20 protein-coding genes are annotated in these 20584 nt (G+C 61.2%); 3 read left to right on the top strand and 17 right to left on the bottom strand.

What is annotated here, in order from left to right; genetic code table 11:
- Nucleotides 1-65 precede the first annotated feature (65 nt).
- Nucleotides 66-965: a LysR family transcriptional regulator gene (locus tag FIV03_RS05030; RefSeq protein WP_152508876.1), complete on the top strand. Its 900-nt coding sequence runs from the start codon at nucleotides 66-68 to the stop codon at nucleotides 963-965.
- Nucleotides 966-978: 13 nt separating this feature from the next.
- On the opposite strand, the gene FIV03_RS05025 is transcribed toward FIV03_RS05030, so the two are convergent.
- The 7 genes from FIV03_RS05025 to pobA form a co-directional block, all read right to left on the bottom strand.
- Nucleotides 979-2292, bottom strand: a complete 1314-nt coding sequence (locus FIV03_RS05025) for a lyase family protein (RefSeq protein WP_152508875.1) — start codon at nucleotides 2290-2292, stop codon at nucleotides 979-981.
- A gap of 54 nt (nucleotides 2293-2346) precedes the next feature.
- A complete protein-coding gene (locus FIV03_RS05020) occupies nucleotides 2347-3183 on the bottom strand; it encodes a 3-keto-5-aminohexanoate cleavage protein (protein ID WP_152508874.1) in 837 nt (278 codons plus the stop codon).
- Nucleotides 3184-3379: 196 nt separating this feature from the next.
- A complete protein-coding gene (gene pcaG, locus FIV03_RS05015; RefSeq protein WP_152508873.1) occupies nucleotides 3380-4000 on the bottom strand; it encodes a protocatechuate 3,4-dioxygenase subunit alpha in 621 nt (206 codons plus the stop codon).
- A 2-nt stretch (nucleotides 4001-4002) separates the two neighbouring features.
- Nucleotides 4003-4731, bottom strand: a complete 729-nt coding sequence (gene pcaH, locus FIV03_RS05010; protein WP_055656871.1) for a protocatechuate 3,4-dioxygenase subunit beta — start codon at nucleotides 4729-4731, stop codon at nucleotides 4003-4005.
- 13 nt (nucleotides 4732-4744) lie between these two features.
- A complete protein-coding gene (pcaC, locus tag FIV03_RS05005; protein WP_022999298.1) occupies nucleotides 4745-5149 on the bottom strand; it encodes a 4-carboxymuconolactone decarboxylase in 405 nt (134 codons plus the stop codon).
- Nucleotides 5142-5933 carry a 3-oxoadipate enol-lactonase gene (gene pcaD, locus FIV03_RS05000; RefSeq protein ID WP_152508872.1) on the bottom strand — a complete coding sequence of 264 codons (792 nt, stop codon included), beginning with the start codon at nucleotides 5931-5933 and terminating at the stop codon, nucleotides 5142-5144. Before pcaD ends, pcaC begins: the two co-directional genes overlap by 8 nt.
- Nucleotides 5933-7102 (bottom strand): 4-hydroxybenzoate 3-monooxygenase, encoded by a 1170-nt coding sequence (gene pobA / locus FIV03_RS04995; RefSeq protein ID WP_022999296.1) that lies wholly within the window; start codon nucleotides 7100-7102, stop codon nucleotides 5933-5935. The genes pcaD and pobA overlap by 1 nt, the downstream gene beginning before the upstream one ends.
- Before the next feature lie 92 nt (nucleotides 7103-7194).
- Here pobA and pcaQ point away from each other — a divergent pair, with 92 nt between their 5' ends.
- The gene (gene pcaQ / locus FIV03_RS04990) at nucleotides 7195-8115 is read left to right on the top strand and encodes a pca operon transcription factor PcaQ (RefSeq protein WP_055656875.1); all 921 of its coding nucleotides are present in this window, start codon (nucleotides 7195-7197) and stop codon (nucleotides 8113-8115) included.
- 14 nt (nucleotides 8116-8129) lie between these two features.
- Here the strand turns inward: pcaQ and FIV03_RS04985 are convergent, their stop codons facing one another.
- The 5 genes from FIV03_RS04985 to FIV03_RS04965 are packed head-to-tail and all read right to left on the bottom strand — an operon-like array spanning nucleotide 8130 to nucleotide 13194.
- On the bottom strand, nucleotides 8130-9083 hold the full coding sequence (locus FIV03_RS04985; RefSeq protein WP_152508871.1) for an ROK family protein: 954 nt from the start codon (nucleotides 9081-9083) through the stop codon (nucleotides 8130-8132).
- Entirely contained in the window at nucleotides 9080-10222 is a 1143-nt protein-coding gene (gene ugpC / locus FIV03_RS04980; protein WP_152508870.1) for a sn-glycerol-3-phosphate ABC transporter ATP-binding protein UgpC, read from the bottom strand. The genes FIV03_RS04985 and ugpC overlap by 4 nt, the downstream gene beginning before the upstream one ends.
- Before the next feature lie 23 nt (nucleotides 10223-10245).
- Nucleotides 10246-11085 carry a carbohydrate ABC transporter permease gene (locus FIV03_RS04975; RefSeq protein WP_152508869.1) on the bottom strand — a complete coding sequence of 280 codons (840 nt, stop codon included), beginning with the start codon at nucleotides 11083-11085 and terminating at the stop codon, nucleotides 10246-10248.
- Nucleotides 11082-11975, bottom strand: a complete 894-nt coding sequence (locus FIV03_RS04970) for a sugar ABC transporter permease (RefSeq protein ID WP_152508868.1) — start codon at nucleotides 11973-11975, stop codon at nucleotides 11082-11084. Before FIV03_RS04970 ends, FIV03_RS04975 begins: the two co-directional genes overlap by 4 nt.
- A 25-nt stretch (nucleotides 11976-12000) precedes the next feature.
- On the bottom strand, nucleotides 12001-13194 hold the full coding sequence (locus FIV03_RS04965; RefSeq protein WP_286202298.1) for an extracellular solute-binding protein: 1194 nt from the start codon (nucleotides 13192-13194) through the stop codon (nucleotides 12001-12003).
- Nucleotides 13195-13341: 147 nt separating this feature from the next.
- On the opposite strand from FIV03_RS04965, the gene FIV03_RS04960 reads away from it, so the two are divergent.
- Complete coding sequence (locus tag FIV03_RS04960; protein WP_152508866.1) at nucleotides 13342-14556, top strand: ROK family transcriptional regulator; 1215 nt, start codon at nucleotides 13342-13344, stop codon at nucleotides 14554-14556.
- 389 nt (nucleotides 14557-14945) lie between these two features.
- Here the strand turns inward: FIV03_RS04960 and FIV03_RS04955 are convergent, their stop codons facing one another.
- Genes FIV03_RS04955 through FIV03_RS04935 form a run of 5 tightly spaced genes read right to left on the bottom strand, consistent with a single transcriptional unit; the run spans nucleotide 14946 to nucleotide 20558 of the window.
- Nucleotides 14946-16004: a sugar phosphate isomerase/epimerase gene (locus FIV03_RS04955; RefSeq protein WP_152504958.1), complete on the bottom strand. Its 1059-nt coding sequence runs from the start codon at nucleotides 16002-16004 to the stop codon at nucleotides 14946-14948.
- 23 nt (nucleotides 16005-16027) lie between these two features.
- Entirely contained in the window at nucleotides 16028-17626 is a 1599-nt protein-coding gene (locus FIV03_RS04950) for a glycoside hydrolase family 43 protein (RefSeq protein ID WP_152508865.1), read from the bottom strand.
- Entirely contained in the window at nucleotides 17623-18669 is a 1047-nt protein-coding gene (gene mgrA, locus FIV03_RS04945) for an L-glyceraldehyde 3-phosphate reductase (RefSeq protein WP_022999286.1), read from the bottom strand. Before mgrA ends, FIV03_RS04950 begins: the two co-directional genes overlap by 4 nt.
- 11 nt (nucleotides 18670-18680) lie before the next feature.
- Nucleotides 18681-19802 (bottom strand): Gfo/Idh/MocA family oxidoreductase, encoded by a 1122-nt coding sequence (locus FIV03_RS04940; RefSeq protein WP_152508864.1) that lies wholly within the window; start codon nucleotides 19800-19802, stop codon nucleotides 18681-18683.
- Nucleotides 19803-19811: 9 nt separating this feature from the next.
- Nucleotides 19812-20558, bottom strand: a complete 747-nt coding sequence (locus FIV03_RS04935; RefSeq protein ID WP_152508863.1) for a sugar phosphate isomerase/epimerase — start codon at nucleotides 20556-20558, stop codon at nucleotides 19812-19814.
- Between the last annotated feature and the right edge of the window lie 26 nt (nucleotides 20559-20584).

Here is a 20584-nt window from a genome sequence, read left to right as displayed (position 1 = left end):
CAAAGTCGATCATGAGAACCAGCGCACTGTAATCGCACGAGAATTCAAATCCGAGGCAAGAGGCCATGTCCTATCTGGAATCCCTGCGCGTCTTCACCCGCGTGGTCGAACTGGGCAGCATCACATCCGGCGGACGCGACCTGCGCCTGACACCGGCGGTTGCCAGCAAGCGTATAAAGGAGCTGGAAAAGCATCTCGGCGTGCGGCTCTTCAACCGCACCACAAGATCGCTCACGCCGACCGAGGTCGGCAAGGTGTTCTACGATTATGCGGTGAAGGCGCTGGAATCCATCGAGGACGCGGAAGCCGCCGTCGCCAGCTTTTCCGATACGCCGCGGGGGGTCATCCGCGTCACGGCGCCACTTGGTGCCGGCCGCCGGATCATCGCACCGCTGGTGCCGCGTTTCGTCGAAAAGTTCCCGGCAACGGAAGTGCATATGCGCCTGTCGGACCGCAAGGTCGACATCCTGTCCGACGGTCTCGACGTCGCCTTCTTCATCGGCACCCCGCAGGATTCCAACCTGAAACTCCGCAAGATCGCCGATTGTCCTCGGGTGCTCTGCGCGGCTCCGGAGTATCTGGAAAAGCACGGCACGCCCCGCACCCCGGATGATCTCCTGAGCGACGAGCACAATTGCCTGCTGCTGCGCTACCCGCGCTCGCCGGAATATTACTGGGTTCTGCAGACACCGGCCGGGCCGCGCAAGCTTCAGGTCTCCGGCAAGATGGATGCCGACCATGGCGACGTTCTCACCGACTGGGCCTTGTCAGGATATGGCATCGTCAACAAGCCAAGGTTCGACGTAGCCCAGCATCTGGAAAGCGGCCGTCTGGTGGAGATCCTGAAGGATACGCCGCCTCCCCCCACCATCTTCGGCTGCCTCTATCCGCACAGGCGTCTTCAGGACCCGAAGATCCGCCACTTCGTGGATTTCGTGATCAGCAACGCGGATGTGGCCGGGTAGGGCCTGACCCTGTTCAGCTTCTGCGGCGGGTCTGAAAGATCCGCGCCGACATGTCTCTTGCCGGTGCGACGACCTGTTGCGGGTCCAGTTCCTTCTGCCAGTCAAGGCTGACCGGCGAAATCCTTGCAAGGGCTTCGGCAAAGGGGGCCGGGTCCTTCGCAGCTGCCGCAACAAGATCCTTTGCCTCTGCGCGGGAAACGCCGTTCCGGGCGAGAACGAAACTGGCGGTTTCGGCCATGATTTCCGGGTTTGACACCAGAGTTGCAGCCAGATTGGTTTCATTCGCCTGCAGGCTGGTGGCAAGCTCTTCTGCGTGCACCAGCGCAGCGCCCGCGGCCAGCAGCATTTGTGGCAGGAAATGCCATTCCAGCGGCCATGCTGTCCCGTCGCGCTCCTCAAGGGGGCTGGCAGCAGCGGCAAGCCCGGCCTGGGCGGAAATCGCAATGCTGTTGAGCACCTGAATGGTCTCGGCCTGCACCGGATTGGCCTTCTGCGGCATGGTCGAGGATCCGCCGCCGGTCCCGCTGGAAACTTCCGCAATGTCCGTGCGCCCGGAAAGCGCCAGGTCTCCTGCCATCTTCGCAAGGGCGGAGGTGACCTGTTGCAGCCAGCCCGCAAGCGCCAGAATGGGCGTCCGGTTGACGTGCCACGACGGGCTGTCCTCAAGGCCGAGCTCCAGTGCGAGCGCCGCCGAGACAGCGGTTCCGTCCGGAGCGATTGCGCTGTTGATGCCCGACGCGCCGCCGAACTGGACGCGCAGCACGGCGGACCTGAGCGCGGGCAGCGCATTTTCAGCATCTATCAGGGGATGGGCCCATTGCGCGATCCGGTAGCCGAGGGTGACCGGTGTCGACACCTGGCTGCGCGTACGCCCCGCCATGAGCTGGTTCTCATGGCGCTCGCTCTGCCGTTCCAGCGTATCGATAAGTTTTTCCAGCCGAGCGCCCAGAATCTCGAGCGCGACTTTCGCCTGAAGGACCAGCGCCGTGTCGATCACATCCTGACTGGTTGCGCCCCAGTGGAGCCAGGCCCCGGCTTCGGCGCCGAGCTGCTTGCGCAGTTCCGCCACAAGCGCTGGAACGGGCACGCCGGCGGATCTTGTACCGGCCGCCAGGCGTGCGGGCTCGATCTGAACGTCGGCGAGCTTCTCTGATATCTCCCGCGCGGCCTGCGCCGGAATGATCTCCAGGCGTCCCTGTACGATGGCGAGGGCACGCTCGAAGGCGATCATATGCGCGACATCGCTGCCGTCAGTGAGAAGCTTGGTCAGGTCACCGTCAGCAAAGAGGGAGGAATGGATCTGGCTGGAAAATAGCGAAACAGGCATGGCTCGACAGGGTCTCTGGATGGGCCCTTATTGAGAGCCAAGTGGAAAGGCGGGTCAAGCCGCCTTCAGCGGCAGACCCAGGATCTCGCGCGCCTGCTGCCAGGTCGCGACGGGACGCTCATATTTCTCGCAAAGATCCGCCGCCCGTTTCACAAGCGCCGCATTGGAAGGGGCAAGCGTGTCCCGGTCGAGGCGGATGTTGTCTTCCAGGCCGGTGCGGGTATGACCGCCTGAGGAAATGCACCACTCGTTGAGGGTGAACTGATGTTGGCCGATCCCGGCGGCACACCATTCGGCGTCCGGTACCAGCCGGTCAACGGTCTTGATGTAATAGTCGAAGACATCCCGGTCGACCGGCATGGCATTCTTCACGCCCATGACGAACTGCACATAAAGCTTGCCGGGAATACGTCCGTCCCGGTTCATGGCAGCCGCCTGATGAATGTGGCTCAGGTCGAACGCCTCGATCTCCGGTTTCACATGATGGGTGCGCATCTCGCTGGCAAGCCAGTCGACTAGTGCCGGCGGGTTTTCATAGACCCGGGTCGGGAAATTGTTGGAGCCGACGGACAGCGACGCCATGTCGGGCTGCAGGGCAATCATGCCGCCGCGTTCCTTCCCGGCGCCCGAACGGCCTCCGGTCGAAAACTGGATGATCATGCCGGGGCAGTGTTTTTCCAGTCCTTCCTTGAGCCGGGCGAATTTCGCCGGATCCGAGGACGGCGTTTCATCGTCGTTGCGAACATGAGCGTGGACGATGGTCGCACCGGCCTCGAAGGCAGCCTGCGTGCTTTCAACCTGCTCCGTAACGGTGATCGGCACCGCCGGATTGTTTTCCTTCTTCGGCAGCGATCCGGTAATCGCGACGCAGATGATGCAGGGCTTGGACATGTTTCACGTCGCTCCGGTTTCGCTTGCGCCTGTCCCAACAAGGAGCGGCGATCGTTGCATAAGCCTCCCTCATCCTGAGGAAGCGCTTCAGCGCTGTCTCGAAGGATGGGCCGCATACTCTGAGTGCGCTGCCCATCCTTCGAGACGCTCGGCTTGGCCAAGCTCCTCTGGATGAGGAAGAGTGGTTTGTGCCTCCTCAGATATCGAAGAACACCGTTTCGTCCGGGCCTTGCAGCTTGACCTCGAAACGATAGACCGTCTTGCCGTCGCGCTCCGTCTTCCGGGCGATCAGGGTCTGGCGGCGCTTTTCCCATTCGATCAGGTTGATCACCGGGTCGGCCGCGTTGGCTGCGGTCTCGTCCTCGAAGTAAAGGCGGGTCTGAAGCCCGACATTGATGCCGCGTGCGACGATCCAGAGGCTGATATGGGGAGCGGATACCTTGCCGTCCGGAAGCTTGACCGGGCCTGGCTTGACCGTGTCGAACCCCCATTCGCCGGTTTCGAAATCGGTGATGACACGGCCCCAGCCGCGAAACCCTTCTTCCACGTCGCCGGCATGTTCAGGATGGGCGTAAATGCCCTCGCTGTTGGCCTGCCAGGTTTCCAGCATCACGTCCTTGATCGGCGAGCCCATGCCATCGATGACGACACCTTCCACACGAATGCGCTCACCCTTGGCATTGGGGCCTGCGATATCCCAGCCCAGTTCCTGCCGATAGATGTCGAAACCGGCGGCGCCTGGCGCGAGGCCGATATGAACGTAAGGTCCGGCCGTCTGGGAAGGCGTTTCCTTCAGATAGTCGAGTTGCTGCGTCATGATCAGTTCCCCTCCGGCCGGTTTTCAAACAGGGTCGAGCGGCGTCCGCGCAGGACGATGTCGAACTTGTAGGCGATCGTGTCGAGCGGGATGGTGGCATTGAGGTCGAGCTTGGCGACCAGCTGCTCAATGGCCGCGGGATCGGGAATGGTATTCACGATCGGGCATTTCGGAATGAGCGGATCGCCCTCGAAGTAGCATTGGGTGATCAGACGCTGACAGAAGGCAGTGCCGAAGATCGACATGTGAATATGGGCCGGCCGCCAGTTGTTCACCCAGTTGCGCCAGGGGTAGGCGCCCGGTTTGATCGTGCGGAAATAGTAGTAGCCGTTCTCGTCGGTCAGGGTGCGGCCGCAGCCGCCGAAATTCGGGTCGATGGGCGCAAGATAGGTGTCCTTCTTGTGCCGGTAGCGTCCGCCCGCATTGGCCTGCCAGATCTCCACCAGGGTGTTCGGGATCGGCTTCGCGTTCTCGTCCAGCACCCGGCCATGCAGGATGATCCGCTCGCCGATCGCGCTTTCACCCGCCTTCGCGTAGTTGTAGATTAGATCCTTGTCGAGCGGGTCGATATCGTTATGGCCGAAGGTCGGCCCGGTGATCTCGCTGACGTTGTTTTCCAGGCTGATCATCGAATATTGCGGCGAGCGCGACACGCTGGTCTTGTAGTCCGGCGTATGTGCAGGCGGATGCCACTCGCGGTCCCGCTGATAGAAAGGTCCGGGTTTCAACATCGATTTTCCTCCGTTAACCGCCTGTCGCGGTCAGCTTCTGGCCGCTGCGTTCCATTTCGGCGTAAGTTTCCTTGGCGATCTTGAGCGCCTGGTTGGCACGTGGCACGCCGGCATAGACCGCCACATGCTGAAACGCCTCGAGCACGTCCTGCTTGCTGGCGCCGGTGCGGGCGGTTGCCCGGATATGCATGGCAATCTCCTCGAAATTGCCGAGTGCCGCCAGAAGGGCGAGCGTCAGCATCGAACGCTCCCGCGGACTGATGCCGTCCGACGCCCAAACCGTGCCCCAGGCACCCTCGGTGATCAGGGTCTGGAATGGTTCGTCAAGTGGCGTCTTGGCGGCTTCCGCCCGGTCGACATGTTCATCGCCAAGCACGGATCGCCTGACCTTCATGCCGGTTTCAAAACGCTCAGACATGGAGGTCCTCCTTCAGGAAAGTCATGAGATGGCCGGCAAAGACATCCGGCTTTTCGACGCAGGGCAGATGGCCCGCACCGGAAATTTCAACGTAACGGCTGCCGGCGATGAGGTCCGCCGTGCCGCGCACCATGGCGGGTGGGCTGGCGAGGTCCTCGCTGCCGCCGATACCCAGCACCGGCAGGCGAAGCCCGGACGTGCTGTCCGTCAGATCCGCACCGGCTATTGCTTCGCAGCAGCCGATGTAACCCTCCGTCGGGGTGCGAACCAGCATGTGGCGCCAGGCCAGGCATTCGGCCGTCTGGCGGAAATCTTCCGAAAACCAGCGCTCCAGAATGGCATCGGCAAGGCTCTCGATACCGCCTGCACGGATCCGGGCAATCCGGTCTTGCCACATGGCGGCTTCGCCCATTTTCGCCCCGGTGTTGGACAGCACCAGACCCTTGATGCGTTCCGGCTGCCGTTGCGACAGGAGCTGACCGATCATGCCGCCGATGGAAAGCCCGACAAAAACACAGGAGCCGATCTGAAGGTGATCGAGCAGCTGTTGCGTGTCGCTGGCGAGATCGTCCATGGAGTAGGGGCTCTCAGGGCAGGAGGACAGCCCGTGGCCGCGCTTGTCGAAGCGGATCAGCCGGAGACCTGTTTCCGGCAGAAGGTCGATGACCTTGTCCCAGAGCCGCAATTCCGTGCCGAGCGAATTGGCGAAGACGACAGGCGTGCCGCCGGGGTCGCCATCTTCGCGCCAGTGAATGTCGGCAGAAGGCAGACGCGCGATATTCATCAGTAGGGCAGTCCCACATAGTTCTGCGCAAACCACTTCTGCGCGGTTTCATTGTGATGCAGAGACTCGATTTCCGCCCGCTGCATCTTCAGGTCGAAATCCGACTGGTCCGGGAACCGGTGCAGCATGTTGGTGGTCGCCCAGCTGAAACGCTCCGCTTTCCAGATCCGTGCCAGGGCTTTCTCCGAATAGGTATCGATGCCGTGGCTGTCCTTGTCCTGATAGTAATGCACCAGACCCTCATAGAGGTAATGGACGTCGGAGGCAGCGGTGTTGAGGCCCTTGGCGCCTGTCGGCGGCACGATATGGGCGGCATCGCCGCACAGGAACAGACGGCCCCAGCGCATCGGCTCGCACACGAAGGACCTGAGCGGGGCAATGGATTTCTCGATAGAGGGTCCGGTCACCAGCTTGTCGGCAACCGCTTCCGGTAGCCGGCGTCTCAGTTCGTCCCAGAACTTCTCGTCGGTCCATTCGAAAATGTCGTCGCTGACATTGCACTGGACGTAGTAGCGCGACAGGTTTTCGTTACGCATGGAGCAAAGCGCGAAGCCGCGTGCCGAATTGGCATAGATGAGTTCTTCATGCACCGGCGGCGTCTCGGACAGAACGCCCAACCAGCCGAAGGGAAACACTTTCTCGTAGTCCTTGCGCACGGTGTCGGGAATGGTCTTGCGGCTGACGCCGTGGAACCCGTCACAGCCCGCCACGAAATCGCAGTCGATGCGCCGCGCGCTGCCGTCCACGGTAAAGGTGACATAGGGCGCGTCGGTGTCCGCATCGCGGATCTCGACCCCCTCGACCTCGAAAATCGTCTGACCGCCAACTGCATCGCGGGCGTCATAAAGATCACGCGTGACTTCCGTCTGGCCGTAGACGACGACATTCTGGCCGATCAGCTTCTGGAAGTTGATGTCGAACATCTCGTTTTCGTATGAGATGCAGGTGCCGTCATGGACGAAGCATTCCTTGTCCATCCGCTCGGCCACGCCGGCCTCGCGCATCATGTTGACGAGACCCGTTTCCAGAATGCCGGCCCTGATGCGGCCAAGCACATATTCGCGCGTCTTGCGCTCCAGAATGATGGTCTCGATGCCCTTCAGATGAAGAAGCTGCCCGAGCAGCAGGCCGGACGGTCCACCGCCGACAATGACAACCTGAGTTCGCATCCGATCCTCCCTTGTTGAATTGATATTGAATGATCGAAATTGGGAAGTAAAATGAGATATTCGGCTTCTTTCTTTCCAAAACGAGAAATTAAATGATCGACCGACGCATCAAGTTCCGGCACATCCAGTGCTTCGTGGAGATTGCGCAGGAACGCAGCCTGAAACTGGCTGCCGACAAGTTGAATCTCACCCAGCCGGCGATCTCCAAAACGCTCAAGGAACTGGAAGATATCATCGGCGCCAGCCTGATGACGCGAAACCGGGCCGGCATCGCGCTGACCAAACAGGGCAAGGTGTTTCTGCATTTCGCGCAGATCTCGCTGGCGAGCCTGCAGCAAGGCCTGGACGGGGTCGAGAAAGAAGGCGAACACGCCCGTGCGACCTTGAAGGTGGGCGTTCTGCCGAGTGTCGCGGCCAGCTTCATGCCCCCGGTCATCAAGGAGTTTTCCGAACTGGCACCTCATGTCATGGTCCAGATCATGGACGGCCCGCACGGCTACCTGATCGAACGGTTGAAGATGGGTGAACTCGACCTGGTGATCGGCCGGCTCGGCAGGCCGGTTTCCATGGAAGGCGTTTCCTTCACCCAGCTTTATTCCGAGCGTGTCGATGTGATCGTCCGGGTCGGGCACCCGCTTCTGGAAAGGCCGGATATCAAGCGTATTGTCGAATGGCCCGTGCTCTATCCGCCGGAAGGCGCGGCGATCCGGCCTCTGGTCGAGCGCTTCATGATCGCCAATGGGGTCGGCGAGATTCCGAACAAGATCGAAACGGTCTCGGGTGCTTTCGGCAGGGTCTATACCCGCCGGACCGACGCGGTCTGGATCATTTCGTCCGGCGTGGTGCAGAACGAAACCGCCGACGGTCACCTGGTCCGCCTGCCGTTTGACACCGACATGACAAAGGGGCCGGTCGGGCTGATGACCCGTCCGGACACCCAGCCAGGTGCCGAGGAACAGGTCTTCCGGCTGGCGGTACAGACCGTGATCGAGGAGCTGGGACTGAGTTCCTGATGGTGCGGTGTCGACTACATCCGCGAGGCACACCCCGCCAGAGCTGCGAAATCGTCATCAAGCAGATGAACAGGAATGCCGGAAACCAGCTTTTGCTGGCGGCCCTTCGCGCAAAAGGCGTTGATGAATTCCGGTTCTGCCAGGAACCTCGCCAGGCTTCGGGTGACGCCGCCTGTCAGCACGATGCCGCCAAGGGACAGGAACACCAGCGAGAGGTCGCCAATCACCCGGCCGAGAAATGTCACCCATTGCCGGGCAGCGGAAACGCAAAGCGGATCGGACCCGGAATTGGCGCGCTCCGCAATGTCAGCCGGTGACAGGTCGCGCGGCGACAGGCCCTGCTCCAGGCAATACCACTCGTGAATTTCCTTGAGACCGCTTCCCGACAGCGCCCGTTCGACGGAGGCGCGTCCACGGTTGAGAGCGAGGTAATTCCAGAGCCGAAGTTCGTCTTCGGTTTCGACCGGCAAAGTCGAGTGACCGCATTCGCCGGTGCCGACATGAAACCCGGCAGGTGTCTGAAACAGCGCGGCAGCATTGAAACCGGTTCCCGCGCCGACGACGAGGCGCGTGGCGTTGCTGCGCAGTTTCTGGCTTGGTTCATAGACGGGCTGAAGCCGCTCCGTTGGGACCTTGTCCAGCGAATAGGCGAGCGCCTCGAAATCGTTCAGGAAGGTAATGTTCGCTCCGCCCAGAACCTTGCCGATGCAGTCGGCACTGAAGGTCCAGGGATGGTTTGTCATGCGGATCGCGGGGCCATCGATGGGGGCTGCGATGGCGATGACGGCAGAAGCACAGGCCGGTCGCCCGGCTTCCGAAAGATAGGTGCTGATGGCCGCTTCCGGTGTTTCGAAATCCGCATTGCGGAACCGCGCGATGGTGTTTTCCAGAACGCGGCCGTTCTCGACCAGCGCCAGCCGGGTGTTGGTGCCGCCGATGTCGGCGGCAAGGCCTCGTTGAATGCTCATAGGCGGTTACCCGATGCAATGTCGAAATAGGAAATCTTGGAAAGGTCGAAAGCGATCGGGACGCGCTGTCCGGCGGTGACCGGCGCATCCGCTGACAGCCGGGCAACGGCTTCCGTTCCGCCAAGTTGAATGACCGCATAGGTATCGGCGCCGGCCGGTTCGACCACGTCGAGAAGGCAATCGGCGCTTTGCAGGCTGCGGCCGTCGATGCCACCGGACCGCAAGCCAAGATCCGTCATCGCCTCCGGGCGAAGGCCGATGGTGAGCTCTGCCGTACCGCCGGCGGACAGCGTTTCCGGCCCCGGACCATAGTCGAACAGTTCCAGCAGCGGTCCTTCCGGCGTCGGGATCTGCAGCCGGAGATGGTCGCCCTCGCGTGTAGCGGTGCCGGTCATCAGGTTCATGGACGGCGCGCCCATGAAGTCCGCGACAAAGGCATTTACCGGCTTGTTGTAGATCTCCTGCGGCGTGCCGATCTGCTGGACCACGCCGTCTTTCATCACCACGATCCGGCTGGCCAGCGTCATGGCTTCGATCTGGTCATGGGTGACGTAGACGATGGACGCGCCTGTGGTCTGATGGATGCGCTTGATTTCGGTGCGCATGGTCACGCGCAGCTTGGCATCGAGATTGGACAACGGTTCGTCGAACAGGAACAGCTTCGGTTCGCGCACAAGGGCCCGGCCCATGGCGACACGCTGGCGCTGTCCGCCGGAAAGTTCCGCCGGGCGGCGGTGCAGCAGGTGCTCTATTTTCAGAAGATCCGCAACTTCGGCCACCTTCCGTTTCTTCTCGGCCTCTTCAACCTTTCGGACTTCAAGGCCGAAGCCGATGTTGCGTTCCACGCTCATGTTGGGGAACAGGGCATAGGACTGGAACACCATGGCGATATCCCGGTCGGCCGGTTCGTCGTTGGTGCGGTCCTTGCCGGCAATGCGGATGGTGCCGGAGGAAATGTCGGTCAGTCCGGAAATGCAGCTCAGCAGGGTCGACTTGCCGCAACCGGACGGTCCGACCAGGACAAGAAACTCGCCGGGCGCCATGGAGATATCGATGTCCTTGAGGACATTCACGTCCCCGTATCTCTTCTGCAGGCGGCTGATTTGGAGGATGGGGTCTTGCGGCATTGCGGCGTTCATTCCTTGTCGGTCTCCTGCTGTGGTCAGCCCTTGACGGATCCGGCGACCAGTCCGGAGACGATGAATTTCTGGAAGGCGATGGCGAGGATGGCTGGCGGCAATGTCGCCAGAACGCCAACCGAGGCGATGACGCCGTAGTCGGTAACGCGTCCGGCGGAGAAATCCGCGATCGCAACAGGCAGGGTCTTCGCGCTGAGATCGTTGGTGAAGATCAGGGCGTAGAAGAACTCGTCCCAGGCCACCAGGAAGGACAGCATGGCGGTGGCGGCAATGGCCGGAAGAGCCAGTGGCAGCACCACCTGCCGGATTGTGTAGGCGGTTCCGGCACCTTCCATGAAGGCAGCCTGCTCCACTTCCACCGGCAGCACGTCGATATTGGCCTTCATCAGCCAGGTGGCGAAAGGCAGCAGCATGGCCGTATAGACGATGATCAGCGTCACCGTGTGGTTCAGCATGCCGAAGCTGCTGAAGGTCGAATAGAGCGGCAGCACATAGGTGATCGGCGGCATCATGATCGTTGCGAGAAAGGCGAACAACAGGACCATCGACGCCTGCCTTCTGGAAAAGGCATAGGCAGCCGGAATGGCGAGCAGAAGCGCGATGACGGTCGCCCCGCCAGCTGTCAGGAGGGAATTCCGGAGTGCGCTCAAAAACCGCTCGCCGTTGCCGCCTTCAAGGCTGAGCAGGCTCGTGTAGCGGCTGAAGTCAAGTTCGGAGGGGATCCAGCGCAGCGGCACCGCGGTCAGGTCGGTCGGCGCGCTGATGCTCATGACGGCAAGCCAGAGCAGCGGACCTGTTGTGAAGGCTGCCAGCAACAGGGCGCAGCCATAAAGCAGGATGGATTGAACGAGCGAGCGTTTCATGCCGCGCCTCCCGCCGTCTGCCGCCTGGTGGCGGAATAATAGAACACGATCAGAACGGCGCTGATGCCGGCGACCAGCACTGCATAGGAGGCCCCGCTGCCGCTTCTGAGGTAGTTGAAATATTCCTGGTAGACGTAAAAGCTCGCGGTCTTGGTGCTGTCCGCGGGGCCTCCGCCGGTCATCACGTAGATGATGTCGAAGACGCGGAAGGCCTCGATGGTTCGCAGCACCATGACGACCATTAATGGACCGGCGATCCAGGGCAGGGTGATCGAGCGGAACCGTTTCCACGGACCGGCGCCTTCGATGGCTGCCGCCTTGTTGAGGTCACCGGGCACTGTCTGCAGGGCGGCCAGTGCAACATAGGCAACCAGCGGAAAGTTCTTCCAGACATCTGCCAGGATGACCATGTTCATGGCGGTCGCCGGATCGCCGATCCAACTGCGGTAATCGGAAATGAGGCCCAACTGGAACAGCAGGGAGTTCAGCGCGCCATAATCAGGGTGATAGATCAAGCGCCAGGCAACGGCGTTGACGATGGTCGGCACCGCCCAGGGCAGGATGATCAGAGCCCGAAGCAGCGTCCGGCCGCGGAATTCCTGGTTGAGCAGCACGGCAACCGCGACACCGAGAATGCCTTCCAGACCCACCGAGACGATTGTGAAGTAAAGCGTCCTGAAGAGGGCGTCCTGAAAATCCGGGTCGGTAAGCGCGTAGACGTAGTTTTCCAGGCCGATGAAATGCACCGGCTCGGGAAGAGCGGAAATGCGCGTGTCGGTGAAGCTCAGCCACAGTGTGTTGGCAAGCGGTATCAGCGTGACCAGCGCAAGCAAAGCCAGGGCCGGCGCCAGAAGGATCCATTTTTCACGTTTCTGGCGTCGGCCATGCATGGTCAGTCTCCCGTCAGTCGCAAACTTAGCGGATGCGCTTGACGCGGTCTGCGGCAGCTTCCAGCGCTTCATCCACGCTTGCCTGGCCGAGCAGGACCTGATGGATGTTCTTCTGGAGAATGTCGGAGACTTCGGTGTAGGACGGCACCAGCGGACGCGGATACATGACAGCGATGGATTCTTTCGCCGCCGCGATCAGGTCTTCCTGGCCTTCGATCACCTTCGGTTCGGAATAGGACGCCTTCCAGATCGGCAGGCTGAGCTTGGCATAGTTGTCCTGAACGTCCTTCTGGGTCAGGAAGGAGATATAGGCCCAGGCTTCATCCGCATGCGGGCTGTTGGCGGGAATGCCGAGACCCATGGAGCCGTTGACGCTGGAGGCGGTTGACTTGCCTTCGACGCCTGGTGCGGGAGCTACCTTCACCTTGCCGGCGACCTTGCTTTCCTTCGGATCGTTGGCAAGGGCGTTCATGTAGGTCCAGTTGAGGGCAAACGCCGCTTCGCCGTTGGAGAACACCCGGCGGACGTCTTCTTCGAAATATTCGCGTGAAGACGGGTTGCTCAGGCCTTCGTCCAGCGTTGCCTTCATGAAGGAAACGGCATCCTTGGCACCGCCTGCGGTAAAGGCCGGCTGGCCTTCATCGAAGAACGCGCCGTCATTGGCCGCCGTCAGGGTGGTAAAGTCGCAGATCATCGCCTCGGACTGGGACCAGCTCCAGACCAGCGGATATTCGACAATGCCCTTGTCCTTGATCTGCTTGGCCTGTTCCGCCAGTTCGGCCCAGGTCTTGGGCGGGGTGGAAATGCCAGCCTCTGCCAGCATGTCGGCATTGTAGAAGAGGTATTTCGTGTCGAGGATCCAGGGCATGCCATAGCGCTTGCCGTCATATTCGACGGTCGTCCAGGCGCCATCGAAAACCTTGTCGGTATAGTCGGCCGGAATGCGGTCGGTGACATCCTGCAGGAAGCCGCGCGTTGCGAATTCGGCCGGCCAGATCACGTCGAACAGGACAACGTCATACCCGTCATCGCCCGCACCTGCCGCTGCAATGATCTTGTCGTGCAAGGCTTCATAGGGAACGAATTCGAGCGCAACCGTGACGCCGGGATTTGCTTCCTCGAACTTGGCGGTCATCGACTTGATGTCGTCTTCGCTATAAGCCGCCTGGCTCATGAAAAGTGCATTCAGTGTGGTGTCGGCCAATGCCGTCGTGGTCATGGCCAGGGTCGCGAAGGCGGACCCCAAAATCAACTTTCCAAACGTGTTCATCTCGCCCTCCGGTTTTTGTGTAGGCAAAGCATCCTATGTTCGGTTTTTTTATTTTGTCAAATTGATAGAAAAAATAATTTCTGGTCTATTGGCGCCATGAACGACAGTGCTCCGATCCCCGCATCCTTCCGGACCAGCGGCACAAACCTGACCCGCGCCAAGACGCATAATCACCGCGTGGTGCTGGAAGTCATCCGCACGCGCGGTCCGATCGGTCGCTCGGAAATATCTGAAATCACGTCGCTTTCCCGCCAGACGGTGCAGAATATCGTCGGTGAGCTGGAAAGCCGCGGCATTGTCGAGATGCATGCCCAGAAGGCCCGGGGCCGCGGACATCCGGGCATGACGGTGCAGCTCAAACCCGATCATGCCTACAGTCTCGGGTTTCATGTCGATCGTCTGTCTGTCACGGCGATTGCCTGCGATCTTCTGGGCAGCATCGTCTGGCAGTCGGCCGCCCACATGGCCGCTGCCACGCCCAAGGCAGCCAACAGCCGGATCCTGTCGATGGCAGAGGAATTCCGCGCTGCTCATCCCGGTATGGCCAAGTGTCTGTTCGGCGTCGGTCTTGCTGCTCCCGGTCCTTTCGAAACCGGATCGCAGACCTCCAGCGGCACCGATGCCACCACATTTTCGGATTTCGGCTCGCCGGAAAATCTCGCACAGCTTCAGTCGGCGATCGGCTTGCCGGTGGTCCTTCAGAACGATGCGTCGGCCGCCGCGCTGGGCGAGCATGTTTACGGGATCGGCCGCAGCTTCAACAGCTTTGCCTTCATCCAGTTCGGCATGGGGCTTGGCGCTGGCTTCGTCCTGAACGGGGCGCTCTATCCGGGTGCGACGAAAAACGCCGGCGAAATCGGGCACGTTGTGATCGACCCGACAGGCCCGGCCTGTTCCTGCGGCAACGCCGGCTGCCTGGAGCGGTATCTGTCACTCAACGCGCTGTGCGAAAGGCTTGGCCTTGAGCCGACGGAACCAGGCTCCGTTGGACGGATCGAAGCCTTGTTCGCCGAAGGAGATCCGGCGGTCCTCGGCTGGATAGCCGAAGTCGCGCCGCTCATGCGCCAGATGATCAACATGATCGAGATGATGCTCGACCCGGAAGCGCTGATCCTGGGCGGCATCATTCGTCCGGACTTCCTCCAGGCGCTGCTCGACAGTGCCTCCCCGCTTCCTCGCCGTCTCGACGGTTCGCTTGAAGAAGACAGGATCCGCATCGGTACGTCCGGTGCAACAGCTGTCGCCCTCGGTGCGACGGCCGCCGCTGTCGATGCGCTCTACGCCCCCTCGGTTTCGCACCTGCTGCTGTGAAGCCACATCTCTCGCACGTAACCGAAAAGCAACCCTCATGCTGAGGAGGACCGCTAGGTCCGTCTCGAAGCATGGGCGGCATATCCCGAGCAAGCAGCCCATCCTTCGAGACAGCGCTTCGCGCTTCCTCAGGATGAGGGGAGGAAGAGGTGCCGCATTGAAGATTGTCACCCCGGACAAGCGCAGCGCAGATCCGGGGTCCACTCTCAGCGCCGCTTGCCGAAGTGGTCGGATGTCTACAAGAGACTTCGCTCCAAACCGAATCTCTGGCAACGAGTAGGCCTCCGGTCTTCCTTCGGTCGCCCGGGCTGACAACCGAGATACCGGCAAAACTGAGCCAGCTAGGACTGGTTACCTTGCCGGAATGAGGATGCGCGGTCAGTCTGCCCCTAACTCAGCCCCAGCATCTTCCGGATCTGCTCCTGGTCGGTCTCGCCGCCGGCGAAGTCGTCGAAGGCCTTGTCGGTGACTTCGATGATGTGGTGCTCGATGAAGGGTGCCCCTTCGGCAGCACCCTGTTCGGGTGACTTCAGGCAGCATTCCCATTCCAGAACGGCCCAACTGTCATAGCCATGTTGGGCAAGCTTGGAGAAGATGCCGGAAAAATCCACCTGGCCATCACCCAGGGACCGGAACCGGCCCGCGCGGTTGACCCAGCCCTGATAGCCGGAATAGACGCCCTGGCGGCCGTCCGGATTGAACTCGGCATCCTTCACGTGATAGGCGCAGATGCGCTCGTGATAGATGTCGATGAACGCCAGATAGTCGAGCTGCTGCAGCAGGAAGTGCGACGGATCGTAGTTGATCTGGCAGCGCGTGTGACCGCCGAGCGCCTCCAGGAACATCTCGAACGTGGCGCCGTCGAAGACGTCCTCGCCGGGATGGATTTCATAGCCGACATCGACACCGTTTTCGTCATAGACATCAAGGATCGGTTTCCAGCGCGCCGCCAGTTCCTTGAAGGCTTCCTCGATCAGCCCCGCAGGCCGTTGCGGCCAGGGGTAGAGATAGGGAAACGCCAGCGAACCGGTGAAGCTGACGGAAGCAGTGAGGCCAAGCCGCTTGCTGGCGATCGCCGCCTTTTTCATCTGGTCGACCGCCCAGGCCTGCCGGGCCTTCGGATTGCCGTGCACTTGGGATGGTGCAAAGCCGTCAAAGGCCAGGTCATAGGCGGGGTGAACCGCCACGAGCTGGCCCTGCAGATGGGTCGAAAGCTCGGTAATCTCGACGCCGGCGTCCGCGCAGATGCCTTTGACCTCGTCGCAATAGGTTTCGCTTTCGGCGGCCTTGTCGAGGTCGAACAGGCGACTGTCGAAAGTCGGGATCTGTATGCCCTTGTAGCCGAGATCCGCGGCCCATTTGGCGATTGCGGGAAGCGAATTGAACGGAGCGTCGTCTCCGGCAAACTGGGCCAGGAAAATCGCGGGCCCCTTGATCAGTCCAGCCATGAATATCTCCTTAGAGTGTGAGCTCACGTGCCTTCCGGTGCGTATGAAAACCTGCTGAAATCGGCGGTCTTGCCTTGCCCGGATATGTCGAAGGCCAGCATACCTACAAAGGCACCGGTAAAGGAGCCGTGCTCACCGCGCCCGCCTTCATCCGAGATCACGCTGGCATCGAGATCCGGTCCGAAGGGCGTCCAGTCGCGGCCTTGCTGGCGCCAGAAGAATTGCTGGCGGGCACCATCAACCTCAACGGCAAGCTCGACCGGTCCGTCGCCAAGCGCGACAGGGTCTGCCGGAAATGACATGCGTCCATCCGGCCAGTCGCCGGGGCAGGAAAGCAGCGTCAGGCAACGGCCGAGCTGTCCCGTCCAGCTCACGGCCAGAAAATGGAACTTGTGCCGGTTGTAATAGGTCGTCAGTCCGGCGGCCTGCTGGTAGGTCGTTGGCGCAAAGTCGGTGAGCGTGGTTTCCACCCGGTAGCTGAGGTGCTCCTGCCGCCGGGCAACCAGCGACTGCTCGTACCAGCTGCCGATGCTTTCCCGTCCGGTTAGCCGCAAGGCCGTGCCCGTGAGGGAAAATAGCCGCTCCGGATAAGGCGTGCGCAGCCACTGGAACTCGGGCGGCAGGACTTCGCCAGTGAAAGTGCGGTCCACCCGTTGAGGGGGGCGAGGTTCTGTCGCCGTCAGACCCGGCACCTCAACCTTCGGAACCATGCCGCCGTCTTCCAGGTAAAGCCAGCCGTCCTCCCGCCATTCGCACTTCTGGATCGCGGTCTCCCGTCCCAGAGGCGAGAACCGTCCGGGCAGGGGCCGGGAACACAGATGGGTGTGGTAGACGTCGCCATCCGGCGTTTCGACAATCTGGCCGTGACCGGCCCGTTGCAGCGGCGCGACCGGATCGTCCTTGGCGGTGATGAGGTGGGTTTGCGGGTGAAGCTCGTACGGCCCGTCGATGGACCGTGACCGGGCCATGGTAACGGCGTGCCCGTAGCCAGTGCCGCCTTCGGCGACCGTCAGGTAGTACCAGCCGCCGCGCTTGTGAAGATGTGGACCTTCCGTCAAACCGTGCGGGCTTCCGGAAAAGATCCTGCGGATTTCGCCTTTCAGGCCTTCCGTTTCCGACCATTCCTGCAGCAGGATGCCGTCGAAGGCCGGATGGCGCGGATGCCCGCCGACGGAATTTGAAATGTGGTTCCATTGCAGGACGAGGAACCATTTGCGGCCATCGTCGTCGTGAAACAGCGACGGATCGAACCCGTGTGAGCTGACGTAGATCGGGTCACTCCACGGCCCCTCGATGGAAGGGGCCGTGACGATGTAGTTATGCGCGTCCTTGAAATTCCCATCCAGCCGTTTGACGTCCGTATAGACCAGCCAGAACCGTCCGTCCGCGTAGGAAAGACACGGTGCCCAGATGCCGCCGCTGTCCGGATTGCCGCGCATGTCGAGCTGGCTTGCACGGCTGAGCGGCCGGCAGGCCAGATCCCAGTTGACCAGGTCTTTCGACCGGTGAATCTGGACGCCCGGATACCATTCGAAGGTCGAGGTGGCGATGAAATAATCATCGCCCGCACGGCAGATCGAGGGATCCGGGTTGAACCCCGGCAGGATGGGATTTCGGATCATTTCCGGCTGGGTCCTTTCCGTTCAGCCGAGGCCGCCCACAGGTTGATGTCCGCCTCGCGGGTGGTTTCCTCGATCAGCTTCAGCTCTTCGTCGGAAAACTGGAGATTGGCGACAGCCCCGACGCAGTCCTTTACCTGGCTGCCCCGGCTCGCACCGATCAGGGCCGTCGTGACCCGGCCTTTGCGCAGCACCCACGCCAGGGCCATCTGCGCCAGCGTCTGGCCGCGCTTTTCGGCAATGTCGTTGAGTGCCCGGATGGTGGCGAGGTTGTCTTCGCTCAGGAACTGGGTCTTCAGCGATTTGCCCTGGTTCGCCCGGCTGTCTTCCGGAATACCCTTCAGATATTTGCTGGTCAGCATGCCCTGGGCCAGCGGCGAAAAGGCAATGGAACCGATGCCGAGGTCGTCGAGAGTATCCAGAAGACCGTCTTCCTCGACCCAGCGGTTGATCATGGAATAGCTCGGCTGATGGATCAGGCACGGTGTGCCCAGCTCCTTCAGGATGGCGGCGGCTTCCCGTGTCCGTTTGGAATTATAGGACGAGATGCCGACATAAAGCGCCCGTCCGGACCGCACGATGTGGTCGAGGGCCATCATGGTCTCTTCCAGCGGTGTGTCCGGGTCGAAGCGGTGCGAATAGAAGATATCGACATAGTCGAGCCCCATCCGCTTCAAGGACTGGTCGCAGGACGCGATCAGGTATTTGCGGCTTCCCCACTCGCCATACGGCCCGGGCCACATCTCATAACCCGCCTTGGACGAAATGATCATCTCGTCCCGGTAAGGCGCAAAATCCGTCCGCAGCAGTTCACCGAAGGCGGTTTCCGCCGAACCCGGCTTGGGGCCGTAATTGTTGGCAAGATCGAAATGGGTGATGCCGAGATCGAAGGCGGTCCGGGCAATCTCCCGTTTCTTGTCGAGCGGCGTATCGTCACCGAAATTGTGCCAAAGGCCGAGCGAGATCACCGGCAGTTTCAGGCCGGATTTCCCGCATCGGCGGTATTCCATGGTGTCGTAGCGCGTTTCCGCTGCTGTCCAGGTCATAGGCTATCCCGTTATACTAAAAGGCCTTTTGCCGCCTGCGGGTCCAGGGCTTCCGGGCGCTCGCAGGTGGTTTTGATGTCAATGAAAGTCCCACTCTCGCCGGAAGCGAGAATCGACGTCATCACATCGACAACATGCAGAGCAAATTCCAAAGAGCAACGGTGCGGCCGATTTTCCAGGATGGCGAGGGCCATATCGGCCAGGCCCGCCGTGCGGTAATTGGCGTGGCCACGGTCGTTTGATTTGGAGAACGGGTGGTTCCAGGCTTCCGACAGGGTCACGAAACTGCCCTTGTCCGTCATGCGCACTTCACCACCGAAGAAATTCGGATCCGGCACATGCAGCGTGCCGGAGCGGCCGTAAAGCTCTATGTTGGAATGGCCGTGCTGCCACACGTCCCAGCTGGCGCAATAGGTGATCTGGGCACCGGACTGGAACTGCATCACTGCGTGGATGGTCGTCGGTGTTTCCACCTTGATCTTTTCTCCGTTGCGCGGCTCGGAGGTGATGGTGCGATATTCAGATCCGGCGGAACTCATTGCACAGACCCGCTTCACCGGTCCAAGTAGCTGCACCAGGTTGGAAACGTAGTAAGGCCCGAGATCGAGGATCGGGCCACCACCCGCCTGGAAGAAGAAGTCCGGGTTCGGGTGCCACATTTCCATGCCCGGGCTCTGTACGAAACAGGTGCCTGACGTCACCTTGCCGATGGCGTCACTGTCGATCAGGTGCCGGGCAAGCTGGTGTGCTCCGCCCAGGAAGGTGTCGGGGGCCGACCCGACCCTGAGGCCTTTTTCCTTCGCAATCGCGGCAAGGGATTCGCCCTCTTCCAGGCTAAGCACGAACGGCTTTTCCGAATAGACATGCTTGCCGGCTTCCAGAACGCGTCTGGAGACTTCGTAGTGAACGGCCGGAACCGTCAGGTTGACGATGATGTCGATATCGCTTGCCGCCAGCAGGCCGTCGACGGTTTCGGCTCTCAGGCCGAATTCCTCGGCACGTGCTTTTGCGGCAGCTTCATAGATGTCGGCGCAGGCGCGCACCTCGATGCCCTTGAAGAGCGGAGAAAGGCGCATGTAGGCGGCCGAAATGTTTCCGCATCCGAGGATGCCGATGCCAAGTGTCTTGCTCATGGGGTTACCTCAGTAGGTGCGGAAGGCCGCAACGGAGCGGGTGGCGAAACGGTCGAAGTCGGAAGGCTTGTCGTGTTCCATGACGAAGAGATCGACCCCGACGCCGCGAAGCGCCGACATGATGCCTTTCCAGTCCATGGTGCCCTGGCCGACGTCCGCCCAACCGTCCTCGTGGGCACATTCGCCCTCCGGTGCGATGTCCTTCACGTGGGCCGTGGTGATGCGGCTGGCGTATTTCTCGATCCAGTCGAGCGGGTCCTGATTGCCGCGCACGATCCAGGCAATATCGGCTTCCCATTCGATGGAAGGGGCGGCCTCCATCAGGATGTCCATCGGCAGGCGGCCATCGGCGCAGGCATTGAATTCGAAATCATGGTTATGCCAACCGAACCGCAGGCCGGCATCGCGGATCTTTTGACCGATGGCTTCCAGCCGCTCGGCGATGGACTGCCACATGGCCGCATCCGGAACGCGTTGCTCGGGCGGCACGGCGGGAACGAAGATCCGTTCCATGCCAAGGGTCCGGGCAGTGCTGATCACCTTGGCGAGGTCGTCTTCGAACTGCTCCATCGGAAAGAAATGGCCCGACGGCATCTTGAGGCCCTGGGCGTCGAGCATGTCGCGAAAGGCTGCCGGGTTCTCGTAGTTTCCGCCGAACCCCTCGACCTGGGTATAGCCGAGGTCCGCAAGCCGCTTGAGAACGCCGTCCCATGGGGTGAATTCGCGGGCTGAATAGAGCTGGAATGAAATATCCATCTTGATTGTCCTGAAGTGGTTAAGGA

It is taken from the genome of Labrenzia sp. THAF187b (assembly GCF_009363375.1).
Taxonomy (GTDB): Bacteria; Pseudomonadota; Alphaproteobacteria; order Rhizobiales; family Stappiaceae; genus Roseibium; species Roseibium algicola.
This window is presented reverse-complemented; position numbering and strand designations above follow the sequence as displayed.

Bases quoted from the DNA above. Each gene is read 5' to 3' on its own strand.
- FIV03_RS05030 (WP_152508876.1), top strand. From the start codon at position 66: ATGTCCTATCTGGAATCCCTGCGCGTCTTCACCCGCGTGGTCGAACTG.
- FIV03_RS05025 (WP_152508875.1), bottom strand. From the start codon at position 2,292: ATGCCTGTTTCGCTATTTTCCAGCCAGATCCATTCCTCCCTCTTTGCT.
- FIV03_RS05020 (WP_152508874.1), bottom strand. From the start codon at position 3,183: ATGTCCAAGCCCTGCATCATCTGCGTCGCGATTACCGGATCGCTGCCG.
- pcaG (WP_152508873.1), bottom strand. From the start codon at position 4,000: ATGACGCAGCAACTCGACTATCTGAAGGAAACGCCTTCCCAGACGGCC.
- pcaH (WP_055656871.1), bottom strand. From the start codon at position 4,731: ATGTTGAAACCCGGACCTTTCTATCAGCGGGACCGCGAGTGGCATCCG.
- pcaC (WP_022999298.1), bottom strand. From the start codon at position 5,149: ATGTCTGAGCGTTTTGAAACCGGCATGAAGGTCAGGCGATCCGTGCTT.
- pcaD (WP_152508872.1), bottom strand. From the start codon at position 5,933: ATGAATATCGCGCGTCTGCCTTCTGCCGACATTCACTGGCGCGAAGAT.
- pobA (WP_022999296.1), bottom strand. From the start codon at position 7,102: ATGCGAACTCAGGTTGTCATTGTCGGCGGTGGACCGTCCGGCCTGCTG.
- pcaQ (WP_055656875.1), top strand. From the start codon at position 7,195: ATGATCGACCGACGCATCAAGTTCCGGCACATCCAGTGCTTCGTGGAG.
- FIV03_RS04985 (WP_152508871.1), bottom strand. From the start codon at position 9,083: ATGAGCATTCAACGAGGCCTTGCCGCCGACATCGGCGGCACCAACACC.
- ugpC (WP_152508870.1), bottom strand. From the start codon at position 10,222: ATGAACGCCGCAATGCCGCAAGACCCCATCCTCCAAATCAGCCGCCTG.
- FIV03_RS04975 (WP_152508869.1), bottom strand. From the start codon at position 11,085: ATGAAACGCTCGCTCGTTCAATCCATCCTGCTTTATGGCTGCGCCCTG.
- FIV03_RS04970 (WP_152508868.1), bottom strand. From the start codon at position 11,975: ATGCATGGCCGACGCCAGAAACGTGAAAAATGGATCCTTCTGGCGCCG.
- FIV03_RS04965 (WP_286202298.1), bottom strand. From the start codon at position 13,194: ATGACCACGACGGCATTGGCCGACACCACACTGAATGCACTTTTCATG.
- FIV03_RS04960 (WP_152508866.1), top strand. From the start codon at position 13,342: ATGAACGACAGTGCTCCGATCCCCGCATCCTTCCGGACCAGCGGCACA.
- FIV03_RS04955 (WP_152504958.1), bottom strand. From the start codon at position 16,004: ATGGCTGGACTGATCAAGGGGCCCGCGATTTTCCTGGCCCAGTTTGCC.
- FIV03_RS04950 (WP_152508865.1), bottom strand. From the start codon at position 17,626: ATGATCCGAAATCCCATCCTGCCGGGGTTCAACCCGGATCCCTCGATC.
- mgrA (WP_022999286.1), bottom strand. From the start codon at position 18,669: ATGACCTGGACAGCAGCGGAAACGCGCTACGACACCATGGAATACCGC.
- FIV03_RS04940 (WP_152508864.1), bottom strand. From the start codon at position 19,802: ATGAGCAAGACACTTGGCATCGGCATCCTCGGATGCGGAAACATTTCG.
- FIV03_RS04935 (WP_152508863.1), bottom strand. From the start codon at position 20,558: ATGGATATTTCATTCCAGCTCTATTCAGCCCGCGAATTCACCCCATGG.